At 56.9% G+C, this 17,091-nt stretch carries 10 protein-coding genes and 5 pseudogenes; 10 read left to right on the plus strand and 5 right to left on the minus strand.

What is annotated here, in order from left to right:
* Window positions 1–27 precede the first annotated feature (27 nt).
* From QTO30_RS04635 to QTO30_RS04650, 4 genes are all read left to right on the plus strand, one after another.
* Window positions 28–921: a PfkB family carbohydrate kinase gene (locus QTO30_RS04635; protein ID WP_340422818.1), complete on the plus strand. Its 894-nt coding sequence runs from the start codon at window positions 28–30 to the stop codon at window positions 919–921.
* Complete coding sequence (locus QTO30_RS04640; protein ID WP_340422819.1) at window positions 918–1,823, plus strand: pseudouridine-5'-phosphate glycosidase; 906 nt, start codon at window positions 918–920, stop codon at window positions 1,821–1,823. Before QTO30_RS04635 ends, QTO30_RS04640 begins: the two co-directional genes overlap by 4 nt.
* A gap of 80 nt (window positions 1,824–1,903) precedes the next feature.
* Window positions 1,904–2,632: a DUF502 domain-containing protein gene (locus QTO30_RS04645; protein WP_340425869.1), complete on the plus strand. Its 729-nt coding sequence runs from the start codon at window positions 1,904–1,906 to the stop codon at window positions 2,630–2,632.
* A gap of 3 nt (window positions 2,633–2,635) precedes the next feature.
* On the plus strand, window positions 2,636–3,238 hold the full coding sequence (locus tag QTO30_RS04650) for a LysE/ArgO family amino acid transporter (protein ID WP_340422821.1): 603 nt from the start codon (window positions 2,636–2,638) through the stop codon (window positions 3,236–3,238).
* On the opposite strand, the pseudogene QTO30_RS04655 reads toward QTO30_RS04650, so the two are convergent.
* Together QTO30_RS04655 and QTO30_RS04660 are read right to left on the minus strand one after the other, a co-directional pair.
* Window positions 3,231–4,261: pseudogene (locus QTO30_RS04655) on the minus strand (patatin-like phospholipase family protein). The gene QTO30_RS04650 and the pseudogene QTO30_RS04655 sit on opposite strands and share 8 nt — an antisense overlap.
* Window positions 4,258–5,031, minus strand: a complete 774-nt coding sequence (locus tag QTO30_RS04660; RefSeq protein WP_340422822.1) for a 3-hydroxybutyrate dehydrogenase — start codon at window positions 5,029–5,031, stop codon at window positions 4,258–4,260. Before QTO30_RS04660 ends, QTO30_RS04655 begins: the two are co-directional and overlap by 4 nt.
* Before the next feature lie 271 nt (window positions 5,032–5,302).
* Between QTO30_RS04660 and QTO30_RS04665 the strand changes: the two are divergent.
* Both QTO30_RS04665 and QTO30_RS04670 read left to right on the plus strand, forming a co-directional pair.
* Window positions 5,303–7,118: pseudogene (locus QTO30_RS04665) on the plus strand (extracellular solute-binding protein).
* A 32-nt stretch (window positions 7,119–7,150) separates the two neighbouring features.
* Window positions 7,151–7,798 (plus strand): MIP/aquaporin family protein, encoded by a 648-nt coding sequence (locus QTO30_RS04670; protein WP_340422824.1) that lies wholly within the window; start codon window positions 7,151–7,153, stop codon window positions 7,796–7,798.
* Here the strand turns inward: QTO30_RS04670 and QTO30_RS04675 are convergent.
* The gene (locus QTO30_RS04675) at window positions 7,795–8,418 is read right to left on the minus strand and encodes a helix-turn-helix domain-containing protein (RefSeq protein WP_340422825.1); all 624 of its coding nucleotides are present in this window, start codon (window positions 8,416–8,418) and stop codon (window positions 7,795–7,797) included. The genes QTO30_RS04670 and QTO30_RS04675 overlap by 4 nt on opposite strands.
* A gap of 64 nt (window positions 8,419–8,482) precedes the next feature.
* On the opposite strand from QTO30_RS04675, the gene QTO30_RS04680 reads away from it, so the two are divergent.
* The 3 genes and pseudogenes from QTO30_RS04680 to QTO30_RS04690 all read left to right on the plus strand — a co-directional run bounded on the left by QTO30_RS04680 (window position 8,483) and on the right by QTO30_RS04690 (window position 11,833).
* Entirely contained in the window at window positions 8,483–9,976 is a 1,494-nt protein-coding gene (locus QTO30_RS04680; protein WP_340422827.1) for a class I adenylate-forming enzyme family protein, read from the plus strand.
* A pseudogene (locus QTO30_RS04685) lies at window positions 9,963–10,609 on the plus strand (DsbA family oxidoreductase). Before QTO30_RS04680 ends, QTO30_RS04685 begins: the two are co-directional and overlap by 14 nt.
* A pseudogene (locus tag QTO30_RS04690) lies at window positions 10,606–11,833 on the plus strand (multidrug effflux MFS transporter). Before QTO30_RS04685 ends, QTO30_RS04690 begins: the two co-directional pseudogenes overlap by 4 nt.
* A gap of 12 nt (window positions 11,834–11,845) precedes the next feature.
* Here QTO30_RS04690 and mfd read toward each other — a convergent pair.
* A pseudogene (gene mfd, locus QTO30_RS04695) lies at window positions 11,846–15,294 on the minus strand (transcription-repair coupling factor).
* 38 nt (window positions 15,295–15,332) lie between these two features.
* Window positions 15,333–15,857, minus strand: a complete 525-nt coding sequence (locus QTO30_RS04700; protein ID WP_340422829.1) for a hypothetical protein — start codon at window positions 15,855–15,857, stop codon at window positions 15,333–15,335.
* Between the two features lie 126 nt (window positions 15,858–15,983).
* Between QTO30_RS04700 and hemB the strand changes: the two genes are divergently transcribed.
* Window positions 15,984–16,985, plus strand: a complete 1,002-nt coding sequence (hemB, locus tag QTO30_RS04705; protein ID WP_340422831.1) for a porphobilinogen synthase — start codon at window positions 15,984–15,986, stop codon at window positions 16,983–16,985.
* Window positions 16,986–17,091: the final 106 nt, after the last annotated feature.

A 17,091-nucleotide genomic window follows, 5' to 3' on the forward strand; every position in this document is an offset into this window, starting at 1 on the left:
GCCTTTTTGCTGGGTCAGAAGGCGCACATGACCAAGCAACCTGATATTATCTGCATCGGCTCCGTTCTATGGGACGTCATCGGACGTTCTGCCAGTCATATGCGCGTTGGTTCTGATGTGCCGGGTCGCATCACCCGGCTACCGGGTGGTGTTGCCATGAACATCGCGATGACCCTGCGCCGTTTTGGCATGACCCCTGCCTTGCTCACAGCAATCGGGCAAGACACCGAAGGCGAAGAGCTGATTGGCGAAGCCCTGCGCATGGGTATGATCTGCGCGCATGTTTACCGGTCAGAGGATTTGCCGACTGATGTCTATATGGCAGTGGAAGGCGCAAATGGACTTGTGGCTGCAATTGCGGATGCGCATTCACTCGAAGCCGCAGGAGAGAAGATTTTACGTGCCCTTGGTGATGGCAGCTTGGGGTCGCGGGCCGCGCCTTTTGCCGGACCGGTGGCGCTGGACGGGAACCTGACCGAGGAGCTGTTGCAGACAATTGCGACCTCGCCCCTTTTTGCAGCGGCTGATTTACGCGTGGCACCCGCATCACCGGGCAAGGCCGAACGGCTTTTGGCCCTTCTGGGGCATCCGTCAGCGACGCTTTATGTCAACCTCGAAGAGGCCGGATTGTTATGTCAGACCACGTTCCCGGATTCTGGTACAGCCGCCGCAGCACTCATCACGCGGGGCGCGCATCGCGTGCTGGTGACCGATGGCGGAAAATCAGCATCAGAGGGCACGGCCGCAGATATCATCACACAAATCCCGCCAGCGGTGATGGTCACACGCGTAACTGGGGCTGGTGACACGTTCATGGCTGCCCATATCGCATCAGAAGCCGAGGGAATGGACCGCGAAGCCGCCCTGACACGCGCGCTGAATGCTGCCGCCACCTATGTTTCAGGAGAGACGCCCCTATGATCCCCATCCACTACAGCGCCGAGGTTGCTAGAGCCCGGGATGCAGGGGCGCCCATCGTAGCGCTTGAAAGCACGATTATCACCCATGGCATGCCGTTCCCGCAGAATGTGGAGACAGCGCGATTGGTCGAAGAGGATGTGCGCGGCGCAGGGGCAACTCCGGCGACCATCGCTGTTCTGTATGGCGTGCTGCATATCGGGCTGGAGGCGGATCAACTTGAGGCCCTCGGTCAGGCCCAAAACGTAGCCAAACTGTCGCGGGCTGACATGGCAGCCTGCATTGCAACAGGCGGCACCGGGGCAGCGACCGTGGCCGCAACGATGATCGCAGCTCATCTGGCGGGCATTCATGTCTTTGCCACCGGTGGCATTGGTGGCGTGCATCGGGGTGCCGAGGACAGCTTTGATATCTCTGCCGATTTGCGGGAACTGGCCCAGACGCCCGTAACAGTCGTCAGCGCGGGGGCAAAGGCAATTCTTGATTTGCCCAAGACGTTCGAAGTGTTGGAAACGCTGGGCGTCCCGGTGATTGCCTATAGGCAGGATGTTCTGCCTGCGTTTTGGTCGGCTACCTCTCATATGCCATCCCCTTTGCGGATGGATGATGCTGCCGATATCGCCAAGGCGCAGCACATACGCACGGCCATGGGGCTGCAAGGCGGCCAGCTGGTTGCCAACCCAATCCCTGCATATGCGCAGATAACGGCAGAAGATCTCAAACCCGTCATCGATCAGGCTTTGCAAGAGGCCGAAACTCAAGGGATTAGCGCCAAAGCCGTGACGCCATTCTTATTGGGACGCATTTTTGAGCTGACCGATGGTCGATCACTGACCGCAAATATCGCACTTGTGCGCAATAACGCCCGTTTGGGTGCTCAAATCGCCATCGCAATGGGAAAATAGCCCGCGATCTCCGCAAGATAGCTTGCTGCGGTCCATACCAAGACATAAGTGTGCTCCATGCAAGCGGTGAAATTAGTATGATGATCGACCCAAAACCAGACGACAGCAAGCGACGGACCAAGCCAGGTATCATCGCACGATTGCGTGGTAACTTTCTGGCAGGCCTGATTATTGTCGCGCCTATTGGGCTGACGATCTGGCTAATCTGGACCGTCGTTGGCTGGGTGGATAGCTGGGTCTGGCCATTTATCCCCGATGCGTATCAGCCGACCGCCTTGCTGAACGATCTGCTTGGGCGCGAGCCGGGCAATGAGATCGAAGTCAATGTCCGTGGTGTCGGCGTTGTCATCTTCCTGATCTTCACAATGCTGGTCGGTTGGGTCGGTAAAGGCCTGATTGGGAGGTCTTTTCTGGGCATAGGTGAGCGGCTTGTCGACCGAACACCCGTTGTACGCTCGATCTATAATGCTGCCAAACAAATCGCCGAAACGGTTTTTTCCCAACGCGAAACATCCTTTGATAAGGCTTGTCTGGTCGAATATCCGCGTAAGGGCATCTGGGCGATCGCCTTTATCTCGATCAACGCCAAGGGCGAGATTGACGCCAAGCTGAATGATGGTGAACCCTTTGTCACCGTCTTCCTGCCCACTACGCCGAACCCCACATCGGGGTTCCTGTTGTTTCTGCCACAGCGCGATGTGATGCCGCTGGACATGACGGTTGAGGACGCGGCCAAGCTTGTGATCTCGGCAGGTCTTGTCTATCCCAACGGCAAAGACGGCGTGGAAGTAACAAACCCAACTGAATAGCACATGATTACCCCAGCACTGACCGGTTTTGCCACGGCGTTTGCGCTGATCCTCGCCATTGGTGCCCAAAACGCCTTTGTCTTGCGGCAGGGTTTGATGCGTACGCATGTCTTTTGGCTATGTCTGCTTTGCGCAACATCCGACGCCCTGCTGATCACCGCTGGTGTGCTTGGGTTCGGCTATATCGTAACGCTTTATCCGATGTTGCCGCAGATCATGGCCTGGGGCGGTGCCGCATTCCTGACTGTTTATGGGGCCTTGCGTCTTTGGGCGGCGTGGCAAGGCGCGTATGCCATGCAACTGGCAGGCAAGAGCGCGGGGTTGTTGGCCACGCTTGCGACGGGCGCTGCATTTACCTGGCTGAACCCCCATGTGTATCTCGACACGCTTGGCCTCGTTGGTGCTGTTTCGACGCAATATGTTGATCCGGTTGAGAAAACCGCATTTGGAATTGGCGCTGTGACGTCATCCTTCGTTTTCTTCTTCAGCCTCGGTTACGGTGCGCGATTACTTGCGCCGGTTATGCAATCGGCACGGGCATGGCGTATTCTGGATGTGCTGATCGGCCTTGTGATGTGGGCGCTTGCGGTCAAGCTACTTAGCTGAACATCTCGGTCAGGTTAACCGAACTGCGCTTGCCGATGTCCTGTTTGTGGTTTTTCAAGAATGTATCACAGGCGGCCTCGCCCGCTTCTTTCAGACGTCGGATAATAACAGCGGTCGGGATCGTCTTGGTCGCGACGTTGAGGTCATTCATCAACGCATCATCCGCGATCATATGCACCAGCACATCTTTCATCGTGCCGCGTTTGATTGAACCGTCAGCAAGCAGCCGTTTGACAAACTCAATCGCGCGTAGCTCACGCAGGAGCGAGCTGTTGAAGCTGATCTCATTCACCCGGTTCTCGATAGACTGACTGTCAATGGGCAGTTCTTCACGGTAGAGCGGATTGATATTCACGATCAGAAGATCGTCCGGTAACTCATTGGCAAACAATGGGTAAAGGGCGGGGTTGCCTGTGTATCCACCATCCCAGAACGCCTCGACCTTGCCGGTCTTGGGGTCCTCAAACTCCACCGCCTGAAACAGGCTGGGCAAACAGGCCGAGGCCATGATGACCTTTGGCATGATCTCATCACCGGTAAACACGCGGATTTTGCCGGACCGAACATTGGTCGCGCAGATATGCAGCGCGGGCCCGTCGTGCGCGCAGACTTCATCATAATGGAATTTCTGCACGATGCTGGCCAAAGGGTTCTGCATCGCCGGGCCATAGACATAGGGCGAAAACATCCGCGTGGTCATGTCAAAGGCCGTGTAGGCAGGCGAATACTTCAACGCTTTTGCCCAAATCTCGGCTGTTGGGGCCGCGGCACTGATCCATGGGGCAAACTTGGGGTCGGTCACGCCGCCGATTTGACCCCATAGCCATTCGAGGTTCTCGATCGCTCCATCCCGGCCATTGGCCACCCAGCCTGATTTGAGCGCCGCTGCGTTCAACGCCCCTGCCGAGGTGCCTGAAATCGCGGCAATCTCGATATCATCCTCATGCAGCAACCGGCACAGCACACCCCAGGTAAAGGCGCCATGCGCCCCGCCCCTTGCAGCGCGAGGTTGATCTTTTTCATAGTGCGGTCCAACCGCCATCAACGCTGATCGTCGTCCCGGTGATCTGCGCCGCTGCATCAGAGGCCAGAAAGGCGACCGTACCGCCCAATTGCTCGACCGTTGCGAACTCTTTGGATGGCTGGCGTTCCAGCATGACATTCTTGATCACGTCCTCGCGGGACATGTTGTATTCTTTCATCGTGTCCGGGATCTGGGCCTCAACCAGTGGCGTCAGCACATAGCCGGGGCAGACGGCATTGCAGGTGATTGGCTCTTGGGCCGTTTCCAGACCGATGGTTTTGGTCAGGCCTACGATGCCATGTTTGGCTGCGACATAGGCGGATTTGTAGGGCGATGCGGTGAGCCCATGCGCCGAGGCAATATTGACAATACGCCCATAACCGTGCGCGCGCATGCCGGTAATAGCTGCCGCTGTTGTATGAAATGCTGACGTCAGGTTGATTGCGATGATTGCGTCCCATTTGCCGGTCGGAAAATCCTGTACGGGGGCGACATGCTGAATACCGGCGTTATTCACCAGAATATCGCAACGCCCCGCATCTGCGATCAGGCGACGGCAATCATCACCTTTGGACATATCAGCGGCGACATATTTCGCTTCAACCCCGGTCTCTTTGGTGATTTCAGCTGCGAGCGCGTGATCTTCGTCGCGGTCCGTGAATGAATTCAGCACCACATTCGCACCTGCCTTGGCCAATTCGCGGGCAACCCCAAGGCCGATGCCTGAGTTTGATCCGGTGATAACGGCGGTTTTTCCTGACAGGGACATGGTTTGGCTCCGATTCTCTTGCGTTGCGACTCACCTTATATGCTGCAACTGCAAAAACCAGACGACGCGTCCGTGAGCCATAAAAAAAACGCCCGCACAAGGCGGGCGTAAAGTTATTGAGGCAGGTTTCATACAGGCAAGAAACCTATCGAGCAGTGCCCCTGTTATAAGCAATCCCTCGCCCGCCTCCAAGCTAAAAGTTTGAAAAGGTTGGTAACCCTCTTTACGGTTTGGTCATAATAATGACCTGAGCAGAAAAAGGGGCATCAAAATGACACGTCCGGTCGGCAGAAGAACACGCATAATCACAACCGCGTTGGCACTGGTTTTTACAGGAGCGTTCGTGCAGGCCGAACCCCAGCATGGCATAGCTATGTATGGCGACCCCGCCCTACCACCCGATTTTGTGTCCCTGCCCTACGCCAACCCGGACGCGCCCAAAGGCGGCCGGATCGTCACAGCAGAGGTCGGTAGCTTTGACAGCCTCAACCCGTTCATCCGCAAAGGGTCGGTTCCGTGGCAGCTGAGATTTTTCGTCGGCGAGAGCTTTATGGGCCGCTCATTGGACGAACCATTCTCACTTTATGGCGTTTTGGCCGAGATCGATTGAGACGGGACCGGACCGCGGTTGGGTCGAATTTACGCTGCGCGAGGATGCGACTTTTTCGGATGGTAGCCCTGTGACCATCGAAGATGTGATATGGTCCTACGAAACTTTGGGCACCATTGGCCATCCCCGCTATCTGGGTTTCTGGTCCAAGGTTGAAAGCCTGGAACAGACAGGCGACCGAGCGGTTCGCTTCACCTTTAACGTCGAAGATCGCGAGTTGGCTTTGTTGGCCGGTTTGCGTCCTATTCTGAAAAAGGCCCAATGGGATGGCGTCGACTTCGCAGAAAGCACGACCGAGATCGTACCGATCACATCAGCACCCTACGTCATTGATGATTTCGAACCGGGTCGCTTTGTCTCGCTGCGCCGCAACCCTGACTATTGGGGCGCTGATGTCCCTTTCCGTGTCGGCACCGGCAATCTTGACGAAGTGCGGCTTGAGTTTTTTGGCGATGAAACCGCCGCCTTCGAGGCGTTCAAAGTAGGGGAAGTCAACGCCACGCGCGAATTCAACGTCGTGCGCTGGGATACCCGCTATGATTTCCCTGCGGTCCAAAGCGGTGAAATCGTCAAAGAAGAGATCGCACACCAACGCCCGTCTGGCATGACAGGTTTCGCGATGAACACCCGCCGTGCGCATCTCGCAGACTGGCGGGTGCGGGACGCATTGATCCACGCGTTTAATTTCGAGTTCATTAACGAAACCATGACAGGCTCTGCCCAGCCGCGTATCACGTCTTACTGGTCAAACTCCCCGCTGGGGATGGATGCCGGGCCAGCAACAGGGCGCGTTGCGGAATTTCTTGAACCATTCGCCGATGAACTGGTCCCCGGCACGCTCGAAGGTTATGCGCTGCCTGTCAGTGACGGGTCAGAGCGCAACCGTGCTGGCAGTGCTGTCGCATTCGAGATGTTCGAAGCCGCTGGTTGGACCGTGCAGGATGGCGTGATGCGCGATGCCGATGGCAATGATTTCAAGCTTGAAATCCTGCTGGATCAGGGCGCGACCGAGATGCAGTCGATCATAGATCTCTACACGGAATCACTTGCCCGGATCGGAGTAACAGCTGTAATGACTGTCGCCGATAGTGCGCAGTTCAAAGAACGCACCGACGCCTATGATTTTGATTTGGTCTACTATCGGCGCGGCGTATCGCTGTCGCCCGGCAATGAGCAGTACAACTATTATGGTTCGGAACGCGCCAATGAGGTCGGAGGCCGCAACCTGATGGGGGTTCAATCCGCCGCCGTGGATGCGATGATTGGACGTTTGCTGACCTCGGAAAGTCAGGACGATTTTGTTGCCGCAGTTAAGGCGTTGGACCGCGTGCTAACCGCAGGCCGCTATGTTATCCCAATCTATCAGTGGAACATCAGTCGCATCGCGCAGGCTCGGGAACTTAAACACCCGGACTACATCCCGATTTTCGGCGATTGGCCCGGTTGGCAGCCAGATGTTTGGTGGTATGAAGAGTAAACACCGTTGGCCTGATCGGATTGAGTGTAAAAATGCAGAGACTATTGGCCGAGGGTCTGGGAACGGCGTTTTTGCTGATCGGCGTGGTGGGCTCTGGCATCATGGGCGCGACGTTGTCGGATGGGAATGTCGCGATTGCCTTGCTTGCCAATGCGATAGCGACAGGCTGCATTCTTTATGTGATCATCACCACGCTAGGTCCCTTATCGGGTGCTCATTTCAATCCGGCTGTGACGTTGGCCTTCTTGCTACGCAAAAAGATTGGCCTCCAAGATGCGGCGTCCTATGTGATCGTGCAGATTATCGGCGGCATCCTCGGTGTTTGGGCCACCCACGTGATGTTTGATCTGAGCATTCTACAGGCTTCGACAACAGACCGCACCGGTGTGGGGCAGTGGTTCTCGGAAGTGTTGGCCACATTTGGGCTGCTCTTTGTCATCTTTGGCGGATTGAAAGGCCGCCCTGACGCCGTTCCAAGCCTTGTCGCGCTTTACATCACAGGTGCCTATTGGTTCACGTCCTCAACCAGCTTTGCCAACCCTGCGGTCACGATTGCACGTGGGTTCAGTGATACGTTTGCGGGTATCAATCCGGCTCATGTTCCAATGTTCGTGGCCATGCAGATTGTCGGTGTCGGCGTAGCGGCATTGATTCTGCCGCGGTTATTTCCGCAGGGCTAACTCAGCGATGTGACCCAAAGGATCGTCGCGTCTTCAGCGCTGATCGAGACCACATTGTGCCCCATCGCTGCGTCATAGTAGGTGCTGTCACCACGCTTGAGGTCTACGGGTTCGTAGAACTCCGTATAAAGTCGGATCTGACCGGTCAGCACATAAAGAAATTCTTCGCCGTCGTGGCGGACCCAGCCATCGAAATCCTCGACGTTCCGCGCGCGGACGCGGGTGCGGTAAGGCAGCATCTTCTTCGTGGTCAATGTCTCGGCCAAAAGCGCATGTTCGTAGGTTGTCGTCACCTTCTCGGCCTCTTCGCCGTTCCGGGTCACAGCCATACGACCATTCACCTGCCCCTTTGAGGGCGGTGTAAAGAGTTGCGGAACAGAGATTTCCAACCCCACGGCAAGTTTTTTGAGGGCGTCATACGTTGGCGACATTTGACCGTTCTCGATCTTCGACAGTGTCGAGCGGGCCAACCCGGCCTGTTGTGCGGCTTGTTCCAAAGTCCAACTGCGCGCTTTGCGCAATTCACGCACGCGCGCACCCAGATCAAGCGGCTGCGCGACGCCGGGTTCGCCGCTTTCGTGAGCGATGCGAATAAGGTTTTTGGGGTCGCTGTCTGCCATAGCTTTGTCATAAGCAGCCTGCGGACATCTTGCAACCTAGGTGCCGTGTCGGTAGCGGTGAACGATGCAGTCGCTTGTACAATCAGACGGGTTTCCGCCTGCGCCGGACGATTTCAACATGGCAGCCTATGTGCTGTCTCACGCGGATCGTTTGGGCGAAAAAACCGCGCTGCAGATTGTTCATGCGCGCGGCGATTGTGAGAGCTTCAGCTATCAGTTTCTGAAACGTGCGGTACTAGGGACAGCGACAGCGTTGTTGGACAGGTTGGACCCTGGTGAGCGGGTCATATTACAGCTTGGCAATACGCCGGAATTTCCAATCGCATTTCTTGGCGCAATTGCTGCTGGGATCATCCCGGTGTCGCTATCGAGCGCCTTGTCGGAACGCGAGTACGAGGAGGTTACTCAGACCATACAGCCTGCCTTGGAACTCCGCCAAAAACACACGGTCAACGAACAACTTCGCAAGTTCTGGACGTTGAACCCGACCGATTTTGTGATCGGCGATCCCGACCGACCCGCGTACATCATCTACACGTCGGGGACGAGCGGTCGCCCGACTCCGGTTGTCCACGCACATCGCGCGATCTGGGCGCGCCAGATGATGTTGGACGGCTGGTATGGGTTGCACGAAACAGATCGGATGCTGCATGCGGGCGCATTCAACTGGACCTATACGTTGGGCACCGGGCTGATGGACCCCTGGTCCATCGGTGCAACTGCTTTGATCCCAGGGCAAGATGTGACGCCAGATCACCTTTCTGCCTTGATGAAAGAGTATCAGGCTACACTTTTTGCCGCGGCACCGGGCGTCTATCGCAGACTTTTGCGTGCCGATGTGGGGGCCCTTCCGCATCTGCGTCACGGCCTTTCAGCGGGCGAAACCATGGCCTCCTCTGTCCGCGATGATTGGCAAGAAAAAACCGGAACTCCCGTATTCGAAGCCTTCGGTATGTCCGAATGTTCGACATTTATCTCTGCGTCACCCGAAACTCCGGCACCGCAGGGTGCGGCTGGATTTGTCCAACCGGGACGTAATGTTGCCCTGATGGGGCCTGAAGGGCCCGTCCCTCGCGGCATGGTCGGTACTATCGCCGTGCACAAGTCCGACCCCGGCCTGATGCTGGGGTATTTAGATAAACCCAAAGAGACCACCGCGCGCTATCAAGGCGATTGGTTCCTGACCGGTGATCAGGCGACGATGGACGCCAAGGGCGCCATCACTTATGCCGGGCGCGCCGATGATATGATGAACGCCGGCGGCTACCGTGTCAGCCCCATCGAAGTCGAAGACGCGCTGACCGCACATCCCCTTATCATCGAAGCCGCAGCCTGTGCTGTGCAGGTACGCACAGGTGTTTTTATCATAGCGGGGTTTTACGTAGCCACGGACGTGATAGACGAAGATGAACTTCGCGCGTTTACCGCCGCGCGATTGGCCGCCTACAAGACGCCGCGCCTTCTGGTAGCCCGCGACACACTCCCTCGGGGGGCCAACAACAAACTTATGCGCAAAGTGCTGCGCGACGAATGGGAGACCGCCTATGGTCAAACTTGATATCATTTCAGACCCGATCTGCCCGTGGTGCTACATCGGTAAGACAAATCTGGATAAGGCGCTGGAACAGTTTCCGGATCACCCGTTCACAATTGAATGGCATCCATTTCAGCTAAACCCAGATATGCCCGCCGAAGGCATGGACCGACGCGCCTATCTGGAAGGCAAATTCGGCGGCAAGGAAGGCGCTGTAAAAGCTTATGCGCCGGTGGTCGAGCATGCAGAACGCTCGGGCGCGCATGTCAATTTCGATGCGATCAAGAAAACGCCCAACACGATCAACGCACATCGCTTGATCCACTGGGCTTAAGCATTGAGCAGCGCCAGTCTTTTGTCGTTGATCTGCTCTTCAAAGCGTATTTTGTCGATGGGCGTGACATTGGCGATCACGAGGTGCTGGCCGATATTGCAGACAGCGCAGATATGGATGCCGCGATGGTGACGAAACTGCTGGCCTCGGATTCAGACGTCGACGATATTCGCGCCCGCGACAAGCACAGCCGCGAAATGGGTGTGAACTCTGTCCCAACCTTTATTGTCGCCCAACAACATGCCGTTCCGGGCGCACAACCGCCTGACATGTGGGTCAATGTGATCAAGGACATCATGAAGCAAATCGACGCTGCTGAATGACGGAAGCGCCCGCAATCACAGTTGAGCCACGTCGGCTGCCGCAGGTCGAATTTATAGCGCTGATGGCGATGCTGGCCGCAACGGTGGCGTTCTCAATCGATGCCATGCTGCCCGCACTGCCTGAGGTTGGGGCCGCGCTCACACCCGACAATCTGAATAATGCGCAATTGATCATCACCAGCTTTGTGCTTGGCATGGGGATCGGCACCCTGTTTACAGGGCCGCTGTCTGATGCATTCGGGCGCAAACCGGTTATGGTTGGGGGCGCGATCATATATGTCATTGCCTGTGCCGTTGCCTGGGCCGCCTCCAGTCTTGAAGTGATGCTGATTGCCCGCGTTGTGCAGGGCTTGGGTGCCGCTAAGCCCCCGCGTCGTCGCGATGGCGTTGATCCGCGACCTTTACTCTGGCCCTAATATGGCGCGGATATTGTCCTTTGTGATGGTGGTGTTTTCCCTTGTCCCGGCTTTGGCGCCCACAATCGGTCATTTTATCATTCTGGGCTTTGGCTGGCGTGCCATTTTCGCGGCATTCATCCTCTTTTCCGTCCTTACGCTGCTCTGGCTGATGATCCGCCAGCCCGAGACGCTATTGGCTGAAAACCGGCGCCCCTTAAGCTTGCGCTCTTTGGTTTCAGCCGCATCAGAGATGTTCAGACATCGCACCGCGCGCCTGTCAATCTTCATACAAACCCTGACCTTCGGGATGCTGTTTACGGTCCTTTCGTCCACCCAACAGGTGTTTGACATCACCTTTGAGCAAGGCGCGCATTTTCACTATTGGTTCGGCGGGATCGCGATTGTTGCGGCCTCCGCCAGTGTGCTGAATGCCCGTATTGTGGTGCGGTTAGGTATGCGTGCCATCATCAAGGCGATGTATACCGTCCAGATCGGCATCACGCTTTTAATGATCGTCATCACCGCCGCGAACGGCCCGTATTGGTTGGCGTTTGGCACCTATGTATTCTGGATCACCGCGAACTTCTTTCAGGCCGGGTTGACCATCGGGAACCTCAATGCGCTGGCCATGGAAGAAATGGGACATATCGCGGGTATGGCCGCGTCTATCATCGCTGCCGTGGCGACCATTGGTGCGGTCATCATCGCCGCCCCCATCGCACTGGCCTTCGATGGTACGCCTATGCCCATGGCGATTGGCACATTGATCTGTGCATCCCTCGCCCTTTGGCTGACCAATATGATCAAAAGACCGGGTGAGACGTAAAACGAACAGGCGTCAGCGCGCCTTTTTCTTCTCATCCGCCAGCTTTTGCGCCAAATCCCGTGCGATGTTGAACGCGCCCTGAATCTTGTCGCGTTCCTTGGCCCAATCGCGCCGCACAACGATCTTGTTGTCCTTGACCTTGGCCAGACCATTCTGCGCGCCAATAAACTCGACCAACCCTTTGGGCGAGGCAAATTTATCGTTGTGGAACTGTATGGTCGCGCCCTTCGGTCCGGCATCCAGTTTGGCGATGCCAGCGCGCTTGCACATCGCCTTGATCCGCACCACCAGCATCAATGTGTTCACCTCACGCGGAAGCTTGCCGAACCGGTCGATCAGCTCTGCTGCAAAACCTTCTAACTCGACCTTCGTGGTCAGTTCGGACAGACGGCGATAAAGCCCAAGGCGCACATCGAGATCCGGCACATAGTCATCGGGGATCAGCACCGGCACGCCCAGATTGATCTGCGGTGCCCATTGCCCGTCGTCGATAATGCCTTCCGCCTTACCCGAGCGAATGGCCGCAATCTGATCCTCCAGCATTTGCTGGTAAAGCTCATAGCCGACTTCGCGCATCTGGCCGGATTGTTCCTCACCCAGCAGGTTGCTTTAGCCCCGCGAATATCAAGGTCTTGGCTGGCCAACGTAAAGCCTGCACCCAAGGTATCAATTGACCCAAGCACACGCAGCCGTTTCTGTGCGGTATCCGTCAATTTCTGGCGGGGCTTTGTTGTCAGATAGGCGTAAGCCCGCGTCTTGGAGCGGCCTACCCTGCCCCTGATCTGATAAAGTTGGCTGAGGCCGAACATGTCAGACCGCCAAACGATCATCGTGTTCGCCGTGGGAATATCGAGGCCGCTTTCCACAATCGTCGTGGCCAGCAGCACGTCATACTTTCCATCATAGAACGCGTTCATGCGATCATCCAGTTCGCCCGCCGCCATCTGACCGGTGGCCGAGATGTAGGATACCTCTGGCACCTCGCGTTTGAGGAAATCCTCCATCTCGGCCATGTCGGAAATGCGGGGTACGACGACGAAAGACTGGCCGCCTCGATAATGTTCGCGCAACAGCGCTTCACGCACGGTGATCGTGTCGAATTCGCTCACATAGGTCCGGATCGCTAGGCGGTCGATCGGTGGCGTGCCGATGATCGACAGATCACGCACACCGGACAACGAAAGTTGAAGTGTACGCGGAATGGGTGTTGCGGTCAGCGTCAGCACATGCACATCCGTCCGCAATTGCTTAAGCCGTTCTTTGTGCTGGACCCCGAATTTCTGTTCCTCATCAATAACTAGCAGGCCAAGGTTCTTAAACCGGACGCCCTTGGCCAACAGCGCATGTGTGCCGACAACAATGTCAACGGTACCCTTGGTGATCCCGTCACGCGTCAGGTTCGCGTCTTTCGCGGACACAAATCGCGACAGCGGGCGGACGTTGACAGGGAAGCCGCGGAAACGTTCTGCGAAGTTCTGATAATGCTGACGCGCGAGCAGTGTCGTAGGGGCAATGATCGCCACCTGTACGCCAGAAAGCGCCGCGATAAAGGCCGCGCGGATCGCCACCTCGGTCTTGCCAAAGCCGACGTCGCCACAAATCAGACGATCCATCGGCTTTCCGGCCCCCAAATCGGTCAGCACATCTTCAATCGCGGCCAGTTGGTCATCCGTTTCCACGTAAGGAAAACGCGCAAGGAACTGATCCCAAAGCCCATCCGGCGGGTCAAGCGCAGGCGCAGTCCGCAGTTCCCGCTCTGCCGCGACACGTATCAGGCGCTCTGCCATCTGGCGGATACGCTCTTTGAGTTTGGCCTTCTTCGCCTGCCATGCACCACCCCCGAGCTTGTCAAGTAACCCAGTTTCGTGACCATACTTTGAAAGAAGCTCGATGTTCTCAACCGGCAGATAAAGCTTTGAGCTTTCGGCATATTCCAGCAACAGGCATTCATGCGCCGCGCCCAGTGCGGTCACAACCTCCATGCCCATATAGCGCCCGACACCGTGATCGACATGCACGACCAGATCACCGGGTGACAGGCTATTGGCCTCAGACAGGAAGTTCTCGGCCCGGCGTTTCCGTTTGGTTTGCCGGATCAGGCGGTCGCCCAAGACGTCCTGTTCGGATATCACCGTTAGCTCTGGCGTCTCAAAGCCATTATCCAACGCCCAGACGGCAAGATGTAAGCCGTTTTTACCCACCCGGCTGAAGTCGGTGACCGAGATCGCCTCTGCCACGCCTTCATCTTCGATCAGCCCCTCCAGTCGTTCGCGCGCACCTTCCGAGTACGACGCGATGACCACCGGTCCATCGTTCAGTTTAGCTTTCACATGATCCGCTAAGGCGCTGAAAAGACTGATCTGTTCTTGCTGCCGTTCTGGCGCGAAGTTACGTCCAATGCGCCCACCCGCATCGATGGCGCCTGGGCCAGTGGCCTGCTTGAGCGGTGAGAATTGCATGACACGCCGATCGGCGACTACGGCCTCCCAAGCGGCGTCATCCAGATAGAGCAACTCTGGCGGCGCGGGTTTATACACACTGTCCATCCGCCCCTTTTGGGATAGCGCATGCATACGCGTCCCGTATTGATCTGCGATACTGTCCCACCGGGCCAGACGCATGGGCGTCATTTGGTCATCAAGGCTAACGGTTGCCTTGGGCAGGTAGTCAAAAAGTGTCTCGAGATCATCCTGGAAGAACCCCAACCAATGCTCGACGCCTGCGTGTTTTCGTCCGGCCGAGACGGCTTCGTAGAGAGGATCGTCCGTGCCCGCCGCCCCAAATTCCAAACGATAATTCTGGCGAAACCGTGTGATTGCAGCCTCATCAAGGATCACTTCAGAGACGGGCGCCAGTTCGACCTCAGTCAGCTTTTCGGTTGTGCGTTGCGTCGCTGGGTCAAAGCGCCGTGCGCCGTCAAGGACGTCACCGAACAAATCCAAACGCACGGGGCCGGATTGCCCCGGCGGATAGATATCAATGATGCCGCCGCGTATCGCATAGTCACCGGGTTCCATCACTGTCGGACTTTGGGTGAACCCCATGCGGATCAGGAAGTGGCGCAGGGCATCTTCATCCATGCGGTGGCCGACCGTCGCTTTGAAGGCCGCCTCGCGCAGCAGTGTGCGCGCTGGCACCCGCTGGGTGACGGCGGACAGCGATGTGAGCAGAATGAACGTCTCGGGCATTCCATGCACAAGACCAGCCAATGTGGCCATGCGCGCGGCAGAGATATCTGTGTTCGGCGAAACCCGATCATAGGGCAGACAATCCCATGCGGGGAACACAAATACCGGCATATGCGGCGCAAAGAATGCCAGGGCTGCCTGCATTGCCACCAACCGCTTGTCATCACGGGCGATATGTAGGACAGGCTGCCCTGCGCTTAATTCAGCAAGGATCAGTTGTGCGTCATACCCTTCGGGTGCGCCGCTAATGGTGATGTGTTTGGGATCAGACATGCCGCTGACCTACCCCGCGCGCCAGTGGTGTCAACCGATTAGAAGAACTGTTGCGCGGTGATGACGTAGTACATCCCGTACATCGCGGTAAAGAACAGCGCAAACATGGCAATGATCTGCGTCCAGAGCCTTACCAGAAACAGCCGTTTGACCAAGGGGCGGCCCGACAAAGGGGCCACATGCAACTGTCTGGCCAGACGTAGATTGAACCCCACAACAATCATCAGCGGGGCTGCGAGCACAAAAAGCCCCTGTCCCAGTTCCAGCCCATAGACAAAACCCGCGACGCCCAGCGAACACAGTATAAACCCGATCAGACCCGCCATCGCCGGGCCAAAGGCCTGATCCGTCCAGATAATCCGACGCACATTGATATCAACCAGCCTCTCAAGGTCGGCCAGTTCCTGTTCGGCGCATTTGCGCGCGCGATAGAGCATGTCAAACGGCACCCCAATCAGCCAATTTCCCGCAATCGACCAGGTCACAATCACAACAAGCCAATACCAAAAGCTGGTGAATGTCTGCAGTTCGATCAGTCGCGCAAGTGCTAGGGTCCAGTCCAAGGGGGTCTTCCAGTCATAACTGCCGTCGTGGGCGGAACCTAGCGCCCCGTATCGGGCTTGCCCAGCCTTGTGATGCGGCAAAATCCGTGCCACCAAGAAATCATCCCGAAAAAGAGGCCGCTGCTCATGAAACCGACCCTTGCCCCCTTCCCCGCCACGCGCCTACGCCGGATGCGCCAAAGCCCGGCCCTGCGCGCCTTGGCACGTCAGAATACGCTTACCGTTGATGATCTTATATGGCCGATTTTTGTGATGGACGGTAAGGATGACGAAACACCCGTGGCCTCTATGCCCGGCGTTGTACGCCGCACGGTCGATCGGGTGGCCCTGGCCGCGAAAGAGGCACAAACCCTTGGCATCCCGGCCATCTGCATATTCCCCTACACCAGCATGGCGGCTCGGACCGAAGACTGCGCGATGGCTTGGGCCCCAGATAATCTGACAAATCAGGCCATCCGCGCCATCAAGGATGCCGCCCCCGATATCGCTGTGATGACCGACATTGCGCTGGACCCCTACAACATCAACGGCCACGACGGGTTTGTCGAAAATGGCGAAATCGTCAATGACCGCACTGTTGAGGCCCTTGTCAAAATGGGTTTGGCACAGGCTGAGGCAGGTGCAGACATTCTGGGCCCCTCTGACATGATGGATGGGCGTATCGGCGCAATCCGGGCAGCGTTGGAGGCGGATGGCCACCAGAACGTTGCGATCCTCAGCTATACAGCAAAATACGCCAGTAGCTTTTACGGACCGTTCCGCGATGCCGTTGGGGCCTCATCTGCCCTGACCGGTGACAAGAACACCTATCAAATGGACCCTGGAAACAGTGACGAGGCGCTGCGTCTGGTTGAACGCGATCTGTCGGAAGGCGCCGATATGATTATGGTGAAACCTGGCATGCCTTATCTGGATATATGCCGCCGGGTCAAAGACAGCTTTGGTGTGCCGACCTATGCCTACCAAGTCAGCGGTGAATACGCGATGTTGCAGGCCGCAGCGCAGAATGGGTGGCTGGATGGGGAAAAGGTGATGATGGAGAGCCTGCTGGCGTTCAAGCGCGCAGGGTGTGATGGGATACTGACGTATTTCGCGCCAGCGGCTGCAAAACTGATGCAGAGCGCATAGCGTATCGTCCGTCGCACGACAAACTGAACGCTGCATAGGCAATCTTCGCCATCCCGCGTGTCTTCCGACGTGACAGCGCGCGGCGTCTCGCCTATAAACATGCGTA

The sequence above is a fragment of the Yoonia sp. GPGPB17 genome, assembly GCF_037892195.1.
Classification (GTDB): Bacteria; Pseudomonadota; Alphaproteobacteria; order Rhodobacterales; family Rhodobacteraceae; genus Yoonia.

What these genes read in the sequence shown, in the direction of transcription:
- QTO30_RS04635 (WP_340422818.1), top strand. Translation starts at nt 28, where the DNA reads ATGACCAAGCAACCTGATATTATCTGCATCGGCTCCGTTCTATGGGAC.
- QTO30_RS04640 (WP_340422819.1), top strand. Translation starts at nt 918, where the DNA reads ATGATCCCCATCCACTACAGCGCCGAGGTTGCTAGAGCCCGGGATGCA.
- QTO30_RS04645 (WP_340425869.1), top strand. Translation starts at nt 1,904, where the DNA reads ATGATCGACCCAAAACCAGACGACAGCAAGCGACGGACCAAGCCAGGT.
- QTO30_RS04650 (WP_340422821.1), top strand. Translation starts at nt 2,636, where the DNA reads ATGATTACCCCAGCACTGACCGGTTTTGCCACGGCGTTTGCGCTGATC.
- QTO30_RS04660 (WP_340422822.1), bottom strand. Translation starts at nt 5,031, where the DNA reads ATGTCCCTGTCAGGAAAAACCGCCGTTATCACCGGATCAAACTCAGGC.
- QTO30_RS04670 (WP_340422824.1), top strand. Translation starts at nt 7,151, where the DNA reads ATGCAGAGACTATTGGCCGAGGGTCTGGGAACGGCGTTTTTGCTGATC.
- QTO30_RS04675 (WP_340422825.1), bottom strand. Translation starts at nt 8,418, where the DNA reads ATGGCAGACAGCGACCCCAAAAACCTTATTCGCATCGCTCACGAAAGC.
- QTO30_RS04680 (WP_340422827.1), top strand. Translation starts at nt 8,483, where the DNA reads ATGCAGTCGCTTGTACAATCAGACGGGTTTCCGCCTGCGCCGGACGAT.
- hemB (WP_340422831.1), top strand. Translation starts at nt 15,984, where the DNA reads ATGAAACCGACCCTTGCCCCCTTCCCCGCCACGCGCCTACGCCGGATG.